General features: G+C 43.9%; 9 protein-coding genes. 7 read left to right on the top strand and 2 right to left on the bottom strand.

The genetic code is table 11. The annotated features are described in order from the left end of the window. Positions 1 to 23: 23 nt before the first annotated feature. Positions 24 to 2,111, bottom strand: a complete 2,088-nt coding sequence (locus tag JMX89_RS07580; protein WP_227673046.1) for a TonB-dependent receptor — start codon at positions 2,109 to 2,111, stop codon at positions 24 to 26. A gap of 205 nt (positions 2,112 to 2,316) precedes the next feature. Here JMX89_RS07580 and JMX89_RS07575 point away from each other — a divergent pair, with 205 nt between their 5' ends. From JMX89_RS07575 to JMX89_RS07545, 7 genes are all read left to right on the top strand, one after another. Then, positions 2,317 to 4,512, top strand: a complete 2,196-nt coding sequence (locus tag JMX89_RS07575; protein ID WP_320157816.1) for a TonB-dependent siderophore receptor — start codon at positions 2,317 to 2,319, stop codon at positions 4,510 to 4,512. A 294-nt stretch (positions 4,513 to 4,806) separates the two neighbouring features. Then, positions 4,807 to 6,042, top strand: coding sequence for an ATP-grasp domain-containing protein (locus JMX89_RS07570; protein ID WP_201551313.1), 1,236 nt, complete (start codon positions 4,807 to 4,809; stop codon positions 6,040 to 6,042). 68 nt (positions 6,043 to 6,110) lie between these two features. Then, positions 6,111 to 6,389, top strand: a complete 279-nt coding sequence (locus JMX89_RS07565; protein ID WP_227673045.1) for a hypothetical protein — start codon at positions 6,111 to 6,113, stop codon at positions 6,387 to 6,389. A 168-nt stretch (positions 6,390 to 6,557) separates the two neighbouring features. Then, positions 6,558 to 8,060 carry an IucA/IucC family protein gene (locus JMX89_RS07560; protein WP_227673044.1) on the top strand — a complete coding sequence of 501 codons (1,503 nt, stop codon included), beginning with the start codon at positions 6,558 to 6,560 and terminating at the stop codon, positions 8,058 to 8,060. Beyond that, positions 8,060 to 9,325 (top strand): MFS transporter, encoded by a 1,266-nt coding sequence (locus JMX89_RS07555; protein ID WP_201551311.1) that lies wholly within the window; start codon positions 8,060 to 8,062, stop codon positions 9,323 to 9,325. Before JMX89_RS07560 ends, JMX89_RS07555 begins: the two co-directional genes overlap by 1 nt. A 52-nt stretch (positions 9,326 to 9,377) precedes the next feature. Further along, positions 9,378 to 11,423, top strand: coding sequence for an IucA/IucC family protein (locus JMX89_RS07550; RefSeq protein WP_201551309.1), 2,046 nt, complete (start codon positions 9,378 to 9,380; stop codon positions 11,421 to 11,423). A 1-nt stretch (position 11,424) separates the two neighbouring features. Beyond that, the gene (locus tag JMX89_RS07545) at positions 11,425 to 12,690 is read left to right on the top strand and encodes a type III PLP-dependent enzyme (RefSeq protein ID WP_133104322.1); all 1,266 of its coding nucleotides are present in this window, start codon (positions 11,425 to 11,427) and stop codon (positions 12,688 to 12,690) included. Positions 12,691 to 13,425: 735 nt separating this feature from the next. Here the strand turns inward: JMX89_RS07545 and JMX89_RS07540 are convergent. After that, positions 13,426 to 14,244: a DODA-type extradiol aromatic ring-opening family dioxygenase gene (locus JMX89_RS07540; protein ID WP_201531782.1), complete on the bottom strand. Its 819-nt coding sequence runs from the start codon at positions 14,242 to 14,244 to the stop codon at positions 13,426 to 13,428. Positions 14,245 to 14,448: the final 204 nt, after the last annotated feature.

Below are 14,448 nucleotides of genomic sequence, written 5' to 3'. Positions count from 1 at the left end.
ATTTTGGCGTTAAGACGCACTCGTTAAAATTCGTAGTTATACGTCAACAACCATGTTCTAGGCGCACCAAGACCAATTTGGTTTTTGCCCGAGGTGCCATTGGTAGCCCCTAGCGCATATTCTTTATCCAGAGCGTTATTTAGATTCAATTGCAGATTATGTTTGCCCATGCTGTAGGCAGTCATTAAATCTACGGTCGTATAGCCAGCTAGCTCGACTGCCTCTGCGTCTCCAGCGTAGCGGTCACTGATATAATTCACCCCGCCACCAATTCGCCATTGATCAGCAGGTTGATAAGCGGTCCATAACGAGAACGTTTGATTCGGTACGTCGTTTGGCATCAGACCCGTTTTTTTATCTTCAGCATCAAGATAACTATAGCCTGCCGACACATCCCAATTATCACTTAGCTTACCTCGAGCTTCTAACTCTAGACCTTGATGACGAAACTCATCTTTATCCGTCACTTCGCGATTGTCATTGGTTTTTGGGTCTTCTTTATCAATGCGATAGAGAGAAGCATTAAGCATAATATCGTCATTATTTAAATACGTTTTCACCCCAATTTCTTTTAGGTCGGTCTGGTAAAGTGCGCCCAACTTTGGATTGATAAACGTTCCAGAATAAGGCAGCTGCCATGAACGCGCTACGGTGGCATAAGCGGAGGTGGCATCATTAAACTTATAGACGACGCCTGTTCGGTAACTGAATTTGTCGTCGTTAAGCTCACTGTCCTTACCATTAGCGTTTTGACTCAGGCGCATATTGTCATAGCGAACGTTGCCGACAAGTGACCAGTCGCCAATGTGATAGACATCTTGGGCAAAGACACCGATGCTTTGGGTGCTGTTTTTACGAAATGCGGGGAAACCTGGGTTAGGCGTTGGACCAGCGCTCGGGTTAGTTGCAGATGTAGGTGGTACATTTTTGTCAGTCGCAAGGGTCAAATCGATATCAATGTCATTATAATCGGCACCAAATAGCAGCTCATGATTGCCCTTATTCCAAGCAAGCTCAGACTGTAAGGTCTTTGTCGTGCGTGGATCATAACCAAAATTATTGACAGTACGTTCAACCTTATCATTGACCACATCAGCAGATGATTGACGGGTGCCTTTTTGCTCTAAAGTAATGTGGCTGTATGAAGCTCGATTGGTCCATTTAAGATCATCATTTATATCAAACTCATGATTGACATTGGCATGCCAAGTGTCTGAATCTTGGTAATCATTGGTGCCGCCATAAAAGGTATTAGGAGGTACATCAACAGGCTTACCATCTTTGGACGGAACACCGCGATAAGGCACTAGGTGCTGACGCATAAAATCGAGGGAGAAATCCAGCGTTTGCTGGTCAGTCGGCTGCCAACGTACCGTTGGTGCAATAAAGACATCATTTGAATCGACATGATCGATATAGGAGTCACTGCGGCGATACTCGGCATTGATACGGGCATTGACGGTATCTGATAATTTATGCGAGCTATCAATGCGCGCCACGGCTAAGCCATCGCTACCTACTTGTGCTTGCACCTTATCAAAGTCATCGCCTTCTGCTTTTTTACTGACGAGGTTGATAATACCACCTGCACTACCACGCCCATACAGCGCGCCCGCTGGACCTTTTACCACCTCTACGCGCTCTACATTGGCGAGGCTGCGATAGGACTGCAATTTGCCATCATCACGCATACCATCGCTATAGACATCGTTTAAACCATTGAATCCACGCAGCACAAACTCGTCTCGGCTACCTTCGCCAAGCGTGTTATTCAAACCGGCGACGCCTTTCATAGCATCCATCACGCGCACCGCGCCTCTATCCTCTAGCTCCGTTTTAGTTACTACCGATACTGACTGCGGCACATCTAACCACTCGGTCTGCGTCTTGGTCCCTGACGTTGGAGCATAAGCAGCATAGCCTTCATAGGTTTTAGCCATGACCACAATCGGCGCTAGCGTCGTTGATGGCAGTGTTGTTAATGGCTGTATAGCTGTCTCTTGAGCAGCAACCTGTTGACTCACCACCATGGTTAGACCAGTCGTCATCATGGCGAGGAATAATTGAGCACGAACCGCAGTCACTAAGGGTTTAGGTTGATGGTGAGACATAATTAGATCCATAGATGTGTTAAGGAATGAGCGAGGTTGTCAGTGGCTTAGTATCAATAATTATTGAACAGTATTTACTAATACTTAAGCATATAAATGATAATAATTTTGCAAATGATAACTATTACTGTTTATAATTGCAACGTTTTAGTAACACTATTCACCTTTGACTGACATAAACACCTGCTAAATAATTGGAATTGTTATGGTTATTATTTTTAAACGTTCTGCGCTTTGTCTTGATATGTTTTGCATTTATCAACAAAGTAGCGCTGAGATGACGCCCATTAGTAAGAAAACGAGTGTTGAGGCTCGCTCAGACACTTCCATTACAACTAGCTCCATTAATAATAAAGCAGAAACAAAAGTACTTTCTTTTACTGCCGCGCCAATCATTGTCACTGCAGAGACGTTAGGTGATTCTAGTGCTAATCAGGTAAAAGCATTTGCCGGTAATCGTACGGTGATTGACAACGATTTTATTAAAAAAACCGTGAGTAACTCCATTGACGGGGCGCTACAGTTTATTCCAGGTGTCAAAATTGACGATGAAACAGGCACTGGCGTGTTACCGAATATCTCTGTTCGCGGGTTGAGTGCCAGCCGTAGTGGACAGGCGCAGTTTTTAATGGATGGCATTCCTTTAACCTTAGCACCTTATGGTCATACCGGTCAGTCCATCTTTCCAGCAACCCTTGATAATCTTGAGCGCATCGATGTCGTACGCGGCGGGGCTGCGACCCAATATGGTCCAAATAATGTCGGCGGTGTGATTAACCTCATCACCAAACCTATTACGAAAGAGACTCAAACTGAGATTGGTACCAATTTAACGGTCTTTGAGCAAAATGGTAAGCCATTGACCAGTTTATATGCTCGTCACAGCCGCTGGTTAAATGATGATTTCGGAATACAGCTAGAAGCCAACGGTATTAAGGGTGACAGCTTTAGAGATCACTCAGACACTGAAGTTACTAACCTACAAGCCAAAGCCCTTTGGTATATTGATGACAATCAAGAATTGGAAGGGTTCTTGCAATACTATGATGCTGATACAGAAATGCCGGGTGCGCTCTCGCCTGCTGCCTATGAGCAAGATGTCGAACAGAGTCAACGCCCACTTGAAGCTTATCAAGGTAAATCAACGCGCTGGCATGCTAAGTACAAAAACTACTTAGATATCGGTGATGAAGCAGTATTAGACCTCACTACTTTTGGTCATCATGCCACACGTAATTTTGAGTGGGGATTTAACTCACAAGCGAACAAACAAGGTGTACATTGGGCAGATCCTGCTATTGCAGCAGACAGCCTACGTACCTCACCTCGTGAGTTTACTGTTTATGGCGTAGAGCCGAAGTTTTCTATGAAGATTGGTGATAGCAAAAATATCAAGCACCACCTCATCAGTGGCGTGCGCTACGTCAATGAAGACATCGATTATAAACTGACGCAAACCAAACTTGCTGATGGTACGACGACCATGCCCCGTGATTGGAACCTACAAACGGATGCATGGGCCGCTTATGTTAGCGATGAGATGAGCTTTCTGGATGAGCGTCTAAAAGTTACCCCCGGTATTCGTTATGAAAATGCAAAAATGACGTTTAATGATGCTGGTAATAACACGCAAGCAGACAATACCATCACAGAGTGGCTACCTGGATTAACCACATCTTATGCATTAACCAAGTCTGATGACAAGCTTTGGCTGATTTATGCCAATGCGCAGAAATCCCTAAGAACGCCGCAAATTGCCAATATTCGCGGTAACGGTGAAGAAGGCAGTGAGCTTGCATGGAATTATGAAATAGGTACACGCTATACCACCGATAATCTGCAAGCTAATTTGGGATTGTATCGCATAGATTTTAAAGATCAGCTGCAATGGAACAGCGCAGAGCAAAGCTTTGATAATGTGGGTCGTACCTTGCATCAAGGTTTAGAAACTGCGATTACTTATGCCCCAAAAACATTCAAAAACCTAGATGTAGGTCTTAGTTACAACTATCTTGATGCCATGCTAAAAGAAGGGGCAGATGAAGGCAATCAACTGCCGTACAGCTCGCCACATCAGTTGGGCTGGCACGCCAGTTATAAGCATCAAGATTACAACGCCACTTTATCTGGCGTTTACTATGACAAAGCTTATGCTGATAATGCCAACACGGTAGCAGAAAGCAAAGACGGCGGCATTGGTGAGACACCTGCCTATCAAGTATGGAACTTGAGTCTACAAAAAACATTGCAAGACACGAAAAACGAAAAGCTGTCTGTGCAGTTCGGTATTAACAATTTATTTGATGAGCAGTATTATTTCCGCGGTGTCGATACCAGTCCTGTTGGTCGCTATCCTGCACCCGGACGTTCATACAAATTGGGGCTTAACTATCAATTTTAAGGGTTAACAAATCCTAATCCTTGAATACTTCGCAACGATAAAAGCAAATCTGAAATGGATTTGCCTTTATTCTAAGACGCCAAAACATAGCCGTTTTCTCTGTTAGAGATAAAAAAACGACTCAGCCGCCCGTCATCACACCTCTCTTCATAAGAACTTGCTAGATTCTTGCCATTAATAGCACAATATTTTCATAACTTACTTGTAAATGATTATCATTATCATTATTATTGCGTTCAATAAAAGATTGTGCTGCTTGTTTTTATTTATAGCTAATTATGAAAGGAAAACTCTATGACTTATTCTACGGTTCTCATCACTCATGTGGTCAACGATGCAGTTATTGAAGGTTTTATCCCCGCCTTATTGAAATCGAGGCACGTACCTGACAGTCAATTGATTATCATAACCGATGATAAAGAGGCACACATGGATGCGTTAATAGCGACGCCTTTAGGGGCGCAAATCAGCATCCTTGAATGCGATGTATTTAACCCTCTAGCGATCATTGATACCTTAAATAATTATCATATCCTGCCCAATCTCGTCTTTAGTAATAGCGACCATCTACAAGCCGCAACCGCTGTGGTCGCTGAATTTTTCCATTTGCCTAGTAAAGACTGGCGTCACTGCTTGGTCTTTAAAGACAAGTACTTAATGAGAACACAGCTGCATTCTGCTTACTTATATCAAGCCGGCTATCAGCTGCTAAGCGCTAAAGATTTACACCTTGAGAATCTCAGCATCAGCTTTCCTCTGGTCGCTAAACCCAAGCAAGGCGTCGCTAGCATGGACGTTCAGCTTTGTATGAATAAAAACGAGCTGCTAAGTTATTGCCAAAGTTTTTGGCAATCAAAAACCCTGCCTATTTTGGTTGAGTCCTATGTGGCTGGGCGCTTAATTACTTTAGAGACACTCGGAGATGGTGAGCGTTTGGTGGCGGTAGGCGGCTTTGAGGTGACATTGACCGAACCGCCACATTTTGTAGAGCTTGATGCAGTTTGGAATACGCCTTTGTGTGTACAGTACCGTGAGCGTTGTTTGGCGATTCTACAAGATATCGGTGTTGGACTTGGCGTCTGTCACAGTGAGTTTATTATTGCCCCAACGGGCGAGGTGCATTTGGTTGAAATTAATTATCGCAGCATTGGCGATGGTAGAGAGTTTCTATTACATGATATGGCGCACTACCCTTGGTTTGATACCATTGTTAGATTGCATCAAGGGGTCAGCATTGCTGAGTTAGAAGCCGAGTTCGGGTCACTCGCCATCAGTACGCATGCACGCATTCATTACATTGTTACACCTCAATCTGGCACGATTCGCTCTGCTCCTACCTCATTTAAAAAACAAACCCAACAAAGTGTCATTATTCATCAGCCCCTAAAAAAACAACATCAAACTATTCACATTACCCACTCTAATAAAGACTATTTAAGCCGACTACTGGCTTATTCCGATTGCGCAAACACCATGAATGACGTACTAAGCGATGCCATAGCAAGTTTGCAATGGCAGTTTGAATCATAAGAATTTTTAGACCCACTTTTACCGATTTAACTTTTAGTTTTTAACTTGTTATATTTTGAGAGCTTATAATGGACAAACAATATATTACCGAACGCTTTATTAACACCTGCATCCGCGAAGATGTCTATGGCTTGCTATCAGATCATGCGATTATCGAAACAGAATTTGATATTCCTCATCTGCCAGAGGTGTTAAAACAACAGAAGTTGTGGCTAGAGATAACCTCGTCCAATCAAACCAACTGGTTGCCGATTGTAGCCAGTGATTATATGCAATATTGGCAACTTGCCAGCCCAATGTGGCTGCAAAAAAGCTCAGACGGTTACGCTATAGTCAATTCCAAATAAAACAGATACGTTATGTTCCAACGCAGTACTGGTATAAATTTTTCTGGCGTGCTGTGACTACGCTGACAGAGGCTGCGTAAAATTCATCCCAGTCCTACTGTATCGCTTTAATACTGAACTCACTATATCAAGCATGACTACCAAGATTTTGTCGCCATTCTCAAACAGTTGCCAGATGCCTGTGAAACTGCGCTCGACAGCTATCTGCTTGAGCTTGATTGTGCCACCGAACACCGAGCGTTAGCGCGCCAAGGTTTTGCATCTCAACGCTGCCATCTTGAGCGCAATATTAATGGATACCCAAGCTGGTCTGAGCGTTTGTTATACGCCGATCAAGTCGCCTCGTATTTGGATCACCCTTATTATCCGACTGCCCGAGCCAAGCTTGGTCTGGACGCGTCTGATATCGCAGCCTATAGTCCAGAGTTTGCACCAACCTTTAGTCTACATTGGGTTGCTATCTCTAAAGCAATAAGCACTGTCAGCGCTAAGCTGCCTGATATTTGGCCAAGCTTTGCAGACGTCGGTCTCAGTCCGGACCTCCAACAGACGCACCATCTGTTTCCCATACATCCGTTAACCTTGCCGCTGCTGCACCAGCATGTTCTCAAGGATACTTCGCTGCAAATTATATTGGCACCCAAGTCTGCGCTCAGCGTACAACCAACCTTATCTGTGCGCACGGTAGTGTGCTGTGCTGACCCAAATATTCATATCAAAGTACCGCTCATCGTCCGCACCTTGGGCAATAAAAACGTGCGCTTAATTAAGCCCTCAACCATTTATGATGGTCACTGGTTTCAGCGCACCTTACAGTTTATTGAAAAAAATGATGCCGCGCTGCAAGGGTGTTATACCCATTGCGATGAAAGCCTAGGTGGTCATATGGGCGACGATAAAACTCTCGCCTTTATTGTGAGGCGCTATGATGATATCAATTTAACGGATAAAACCCCTGTCCCAGTGGCAGCATTTGGCAGCGTCATGCCTGATGGTCGCCCCTTTATCAGTCACTTAATTGCACAGTTTTATGACGGTGATAGTAAGCTTTGGTTAAAAGAATACATCCACCTGTTATGCCATGTTCATTTAAATTTATGGATTAAATATGGCATTGCGCTAGAAGCCAATCAGCAAAATGCTGTCATTGTATTTGACCACCATAGCCGCACGATGAGTTTACTCATGAAAGACAATGATTCTGCACGCCTTTATCCACCACGATTTAACGCTAGCATGGCACAAGTTGGTTTAGGCGATGTGATAAATAGCAGTGATATTAATGACATCAAGGATATTAAAGACCAACGTATCGTCGTTGAAGATGAGTTGGCATTAGCGCAGATGTTTTTGACCATCACGCTCCAGCTAGACATCGTTGCCATTATTGAGATGATGAGCGCCCATAACATCATCAACCGTCATGACGCCTATCAAACCTTAATAGACTGTATTGATACGACCTTACACAGCCTCTCTAAACAAGATTACGACATCCATCTTGCACAGCAAGTCTTATTAGAGAGCCAGCACTGGTATATCAAATACTTATTGTCTGCTGGCAGTCTGTTGTCAAAAGAGCAGTCTGGCGCGACTGATATCAATAAGTTCTATGGCAAATCAGCGCCCAACACCTTAAAACTTATGCAGCGACACAAACAGGATTCCTAATGAGCTATCGAATTATGGTGGCAATCGTCCTATGTTGTCACTACCTGTCCGCGTTTTCTGCGTTAGGTATGCCTTTGTTTTTACCAATCATGCTCCAAGAGCTAAATGCGCCATTGCAATCAGGCTGGGTTGGTTTGCTGTTTATATTACCGACCCTCATGACTGCCATCGCTGCCAGATACTGGGGACGTTATGCCGATACATATGGTCGCAAAACATCCTTGTTGCGGGCGGAGTTGGGTTTGGCAGTGGGGTTTTTGATATGCGGATTTTCTCAGTCTTTATGGCAGCTCGTCATAGGGCTGAGCGTTCAGGGGCTGTTTGGTGGGACAATGGCTGCCTCAAACGCCTATTTAGCCACCAGTATCACTGATAAAAACGCCTTAAAACAGGTGTTGAATTTCACTCAATTCTCAGCACGACTTGCCCTGATTACGGCCCCGATTGGGCTGGGTTTTTTGGTACAACATTACGAGGTGTTAAGTTTGTATCGCGTACTTGCCATCCTGCCGCTCTTAGCATTACTACTCAGCTTTTTGTTAAAAAAAGACGTTATCAAAGCAGACAATGTCAGCACAAGCACCAAGACTACCCAATTGCCAAAAGCATCTACAAAAACTAAAACCAAAACCAACAACAGTAATAGTAACCAAGCTAAAAGCGATAAAAAGCAGACGCATGACTCATTGCAAGCAATAACGGGCGCAGATTTTTTCGCCAATCCTTATCTGTTTATATCGGTGCTGCAGTTTTTCTTAGCCTTTTGTATGGTAGCGACTTTCCCCTATTTTTTGCCATTTGCCAAAACTTTTGGGCTTAGCACCTCTCAAATAGGACAGTTATATGCCATGCCTCATGTCATGTATCTGATCTGCCAGCTGCTCTATGGGCGCATCAGCCAACGCCTGCCAGCAATGTCCTTAAGCCTTGGTTTTACGGTATTAGCGAGTGCGGTTTTGCTGCATTTGACGGATTATCTTCCCTTGATTTGGTTGGCTAGAATGCTATTTGGCGTTGGCATGTTTATGTGTTACCAAAGCCTGCATACGCAGATGGCGGATACTAACCAGTCTAAACATAGCGGCAAAATATTTTCCAGATACGATGCGCTAGCAAAATGGGGCGGCGTGCTAGCAGGATTGTCGGTCACTTTATTTGTACCGATGTTTGGTTTGCTCTCTCCGTTTGTTCTCTCAGCAATGATGGCAGTTATCGCGATAATAACTATCAAAATGTATCAAGAAAAATACAGCAAGACTGTGTAGAGGGCACTACAGACAACAATCACTCTAAAAACATCTAAAAAAGACATCACTTATGAGACCAAACTATTCCCTATCAAACAACACGATACCAAATTTTCTACCACCGAGTAAAACAGTTGAAAATACCCCTGTGCCAAGCCTGCTTTCGCAGTACCATCAGTATAAGTCTGAGCAGCATGCACTGACGAATATCATCAATTGTTATCTTCGTGAGTTTGCTATCCCCAATCAAGACCTAAGCATTGATGAGTCTGATGACGACTTACCACTGTGTCTACGTGATAACCGCGTCTGCCTAATCACGCGCCTATTAACGATTCGATTTCCTGTCGCTAATGAGGCTGCTTCTGCAAAAATCGTATTGCCAGTGGCGTATTTTAGTCATCTAGGCAAGTGCCAGCCAAGCGGAGCGCCTTGGCTAAAAGCTCGCGGTCAATCATGGGCATGCCTCAACATTCATCAATTGGTCGATTATCTGCACAGTTATATTGCTACGCGTTATCAAATCGATATCAACCAAGAGCTAAAATATCAGATTGATAATAGCATCAGGGTGACAACCGCTTTTTTGCAGACTTCTGCCAACCACGCTACTGACTACCATCACGATTTACAGCAAGATAAATCCACCGTTAATGGCTATATAGATAGCGAGCAAGCATTGCTGTGGGGTCATGCGTATCATCCGTCGCCAAAAAGCCGGCAAGGGGTCGACATGACGTCTTTATTGGCGCACTCGCCCGAAACCCAAAGCCAGTTTGCTCTGTTTTGGTTTAAGGTTGATTCCTCCCTCGTCAGCTATATTGGCAAAGACACTAAAACCATACTGCGCAATATCGCTCACACCTTACTTGCTGACGCTGACGACTTACCAGAGTCTATTAATTCAGATACTGATAGTTTACATCCTGATAGCGACACCGATTGGGTTTACTACCCTTGTCATCCGTGGGAAGCCGATGACATCTTGGCAAATCCGACCATCAAGCGAGCAGTCACATCAGGATATATGATACCGCTTGGTCTGACAGGTAAGGCGGTATCCCCAACCTCATCGGTGCGCACCTTATATCATCACCAGCTATCACATTTTATCAAATGCTCTATCCATGTTCGTCTGACCAATTGCATTCGCAAAAACGCTTGGTATGAGCTCCACAGTGCCGTGTATTTGAATGCTATTTTAGAAAAAATTGATCACAGCAAGCGTCTGACTGCGCCAGCTTTTAAGCTGATGTTAGAGCCGGGGGCTGCCACCCTTGATATGAGCGCAAAATTCCCCGATGACGATCCCAGCTCGACTCAGTTTATTACCGAGTCCTTTGGCATGTTATTTCGAGAGTCATTTACGACGGATGAAATTAAATATCTTAAGCCACAAGTTGCTGCGGCCTTATTTACAGAGGATAGATTCGGAGACAGCGTCATCGAGCGCCAGCTACAAAAACATTGCGTACACACTGGTCAACGTGATAACGAGCATTCATCTTATGACACTCTAGCCTGCTTATGGTTCAGCCGTTATGCAAATACTTTAATTGACGGCACGTTTGATTACTTTTTTAATCATGGCGTTGTTTTCGAGCCGCATTTACAAAATACGGTGATTGGCTTTCATCAAGGTCTGCCGACATGCGTCTGGATTCGAGATTTGGAAGGCACCAAGCTGGTTGATAGCCTGTGGTCACTTGCTGAAGCGACTGGTTTATCTGAGCGCTGTAAACAATCTATCCGCTACTCTAAAGCGGCAGGATGGTCACGTATTGCTTATTGCGTTTTTGTGAACAATCTTAGTGAAGCCATCTTTTATTTATGCCGAGGTGCGCAATCAGCAGAGATTTTAGAGGCGCGACTTTGGCAGCATGTCAAAGAGATATTGATGAATTGGCAGCTGGTATATGGCATTCAGCCTGAAATTCAGGATTTGTTAGCCGGTGGCAGCTTACCCAGCAAGACCAATTATAAAACTCGATTACTTACGCTTGCTGATAAACATTCTGCCTACGTGATGCTTCCTTGCCCGTGGCAGTCCTCTATGCTCAACGCCAATAAAGACAATATAAAAACTCATAAATCATCTGAATCAAAGGTTGCCTAAAATGATGACAAACGCGACAACAACACACTTAATCGAAACCTCAGATAAGCATTCGCTTCCTCAAAAAATAATTGACTGTATCCATAATTATGGTGCGAAGCCGTCACCGCTCTGTGCTTACATTTATGACTTGAAAGCTCTAGAAGAGCGTATAACAGCTATGAAGCGCTGCCTGCCTGATAACACGCAGCTGTTTTATGCCATAAAGGCCAATGCTGAGCCTCAAATACTATCAACCTTAGCAGAGCATGTAGATGGGTTTGAGGCCGCTTCTGCAGGCGAGCTAAATTGGCTACAAACCCACCAGCCAAACCACCCTATTATTTTTGGTGGACCGGGCAAGCTGACCTCAGACTTACAGCAAGCCATACAACAGCAAATCGATACCATTCATGTGGAGAGTCTGGTCGAGCTGACTCGAATCCAGATCTTAAGCCAATCCTTGCAGCTTCCCGTCCGTATATTTTTGCGGATGAATATTGATATTGGTGATATCGGCAGCAGTAAGCTGGTCATGGGCGGCAAGCCTACCCCCTTTGGGCTAGATGAAACCCATCTCAAGCAAGCGCTAGCTATCATCGACTCAAGCCCATTTATTGAATTCTGTGGGTTTCATTTTCATTTGATGTCGCATCAATTATCAGTAGAGCGCCATCTGCTATTAATGCAGCGCTATATGGAGATGGTCAAGAAATGGCAACAGAATTATCCGTCGTTGCCCTCAAAACTGACCATCAATGTGGGCGGCGGTATTGGTATTCACTATGATCAGCAGCCGCAGCATTTTGAGTGGGAAGTATTCTGTCAACAGCTTGCCAGCATGTTAACGGCAAATCTGCAGTTTACGGTCAGGTTTGAGATTGGACGTTTTATCACTGCACCCTGTGGTTATTACGTCATGGAGGTACTGGATATCAAAAAAAATCTTGGCGAGACATTTGTGATTGGTCATGGCGGCACGCATCACTTTAGAACGCCCGCCGCGCAGCAGCACAACCATCCTTTTTTCATCGTGCCGCGCCGCATGAGCCACGCAATGGAAAACCAGTTGCTAGAAAATCTGATAGAGCAAGCCGCCATCACTGGCACCAAGGCAACCCTTGTCGGTCAGCTTTGTACGCCCAAAGACATACTGGCAAAAGATCAATGGATTGACGCGCTGCATATCGGCGATTACCTTGTTTTTACCTTAGCAGGGGCTTACGCTTGGAATATCTCTCACCAAAACTTCTTAATGCATCAGCCACCGAAAATGATTTTTTTATAAAAGGATAAGGCTAATTTAATATATAAAGAAAAATGTGCGTATTTGCTAGGCACCGTTAATAATTAGGAAAGAATGAAGCTGATTTCAGGTTGACAGGTTGACAGGTTGACAGGTTGACAGGTTGACAGGTTGACAGGTTGACAGGTTGACAGGTAATGTTGTGGCAAAAATAGAACCTTAAAGTCGTTGAATAGAAACTTATAAATACAAGAAAGCTGATGGTGCGCATAAGACCTATTAAACCTTAACTTTAACCCATCTGCGCTTAAACAATTCTAGACAGTTGATATCACCTATATTCGTATCAAAGGCGGCTAGTGTTATCTAGCCGTGTTTAGGTTTGTATGCCCGTCGTGTGATGGGATTTTTCGTGTCAGACTCGCCTGATAGTATGCTGACCACTATAGACTGACTGTTGATTTTCGTGTGCTTAGAACCTCCTAACCATAACACTCATTTGCATTGATTTATGATCGATGCGCTATACAGGTATAGAACTATTCATTTTAGATATGGATTGCATGATTACGAAATCGATAGCATAGGTTATGATTAAGCAGTATGCCTAAAATCTCCCAATCTAGTTCCTACCTGACTTACAGCGTAGACCACATAGCTGCGTTATATATAAAAAACCCACTAAGCATCTACTAAGGAATTTTAGCGGGTTCTTATTAATTTTAGAAATATTAAGGTAGCTTGATTGATATTTAGGTTTGATAGAAGAATCTGAGCTTAGCCAAACTGAAAGGCTGATATCTGAGTCTTCATTACTTGCTGAGAATAGACCTTTTGCCCTCGATCTGTTCCTGCTGCGCCCGCGATAACCATCAGCGGTATCAAATGCTCTTCGCTTCCTAATAGATGAGACTCGATAGCATGGGGCGCTTTAGACCAATCACTAAGGGCTGCAAATCGCGCATCTGCATCGGCTGCAACCGTCTTAGTCAACCAATCATCAAATGCCACTGATGGAGCCGTGAATTTTTTATCGCCATAACCGCGCATATTATGAAAACTCATACCGCTGCCCACAATCAACACCCCTTCATCACGTAATGCCGCAATTGCTTTACCTGCCATTAAATGGGCTTCAGGATCGAGATCCTGACGTAGCGATAACTGCACTACTGGGATATCCGCATTAGGGAACATGAGTTTTAACGGGATGAATACTCCATGATCAAAGCCTCTTGTAGCATCTTGTTTATTGCTTAAACCTGCATCAGTGAGCATATTACCTATCCGTTCAGCCAATACTGGCGCGCCCGCTGCCGGATAAGTCAGCTGATAAGTATGCTCAGGGAACCCATAATAATCATAAATTAGATCAGGTTGTGTGCTAGTGGTGATGCTAAACTCGGGAGTTTGCCAATGTGCGCTGATGATCAAAACAGCTTTTGGGCGCTGTGGCAAGCGACTTGAGATACCTTTTAAAAATTCGGCCATTTGATCCCAAGTATCAGTTGGCTGCCACTCCATAAAAAAACAAGGACCTGCACCGTGAGGTATAAATAATACTGGCTGCGTGGCTGAAATAGACTCATTATTCATTAGCTTCACTCCATTATCTTTACTAAATACGGCTAGGATGAATAGGCACAATTCTACTGGAATTCAATGCTTTTAAATAATAATAAGCCACATGGAAGCATACTAAAGTCACAAGCCAGCGAACATAGCCTTCTTTATCTTATATATGTTGCCAGTTTTTAGTCCAATTGTTGCCATTATTTAAGATGGACACTTATTATTAGC

This window comes from Psychrobacter sp. DD43, assembly GCF_904846555.1.
In the GTDB taxonomy this organism is placed as follows: Bacteria; Pseudomonadota; Gammaproteobacteria; order Pseudomonadales; family Moraxellaceae; genus Psychrobacter; species Psychrobacter cryohalolentis.
The sequence above is the reverse complement of the archived record's forward strand: the minus strand, read 5'-3'. Positions and strand labels throughout refer to the sequence as shown.

Excerpts from the sequence above, each read along its gene's own strand:
- JMX89_RS07580 (WP_227673046.1), bottom strand. The coding sequence starts at position 2,111 with ATGTCTCACCATCAACCTAAACCCTTAGTGACTGCGGTTCGTGCTCAA.
- JMX89_RS07575 (WP_320157816.1), top strand. The coding sequence starts at position 2,317 with ATGGTTATTATTTTTAAACGTTCTGCGCTTTGTCTTGATATGTTTTGC.
- JMX89_RS07570 (WP_201551313.1), top strand. The coding sequence starts at position 4,807 with ATGACTTATTCTACGGTTCTCATCACTCATGTGGTCAACGATGCAGTT.
- JMX89_RS07565 (WP_227673045.1), top strand. The coding sequence starts at position 6,111 with ATGGACAAACAATATATTACCGAACGCTTTATTAACACCTGCATCCGC.
- JMX89_RS07555 (WP_201551311.1), top strand. The coding sequence starts at position 8,060 with ATGAGCTATCGAATTATGGTGGCAATCGTCCTATGTTGTCACTACCTG.
- JMX89_RS07550 (WP_201551309.1), top strand. The coding sequence starts at position 9,378 with ATGAGACCAAACTATTCCCTATCAAACAACACGATACCAAATTTTCTA.
- JMX89_RS07545 (WP_133104322.1), top strand. The coding sequence starts at position 11,425 with ATGATGACAAACGCGACAACAACACACTTAATCGAAACCTCAGATAAG.
- JMX89_RS07540 (WP_201531782.1), bottom strand. The coding sequence starts at position 14,244 with ATGAATAATGAGTCTATTTCAGCCACGCAGCCAGTATTATTTATACCT.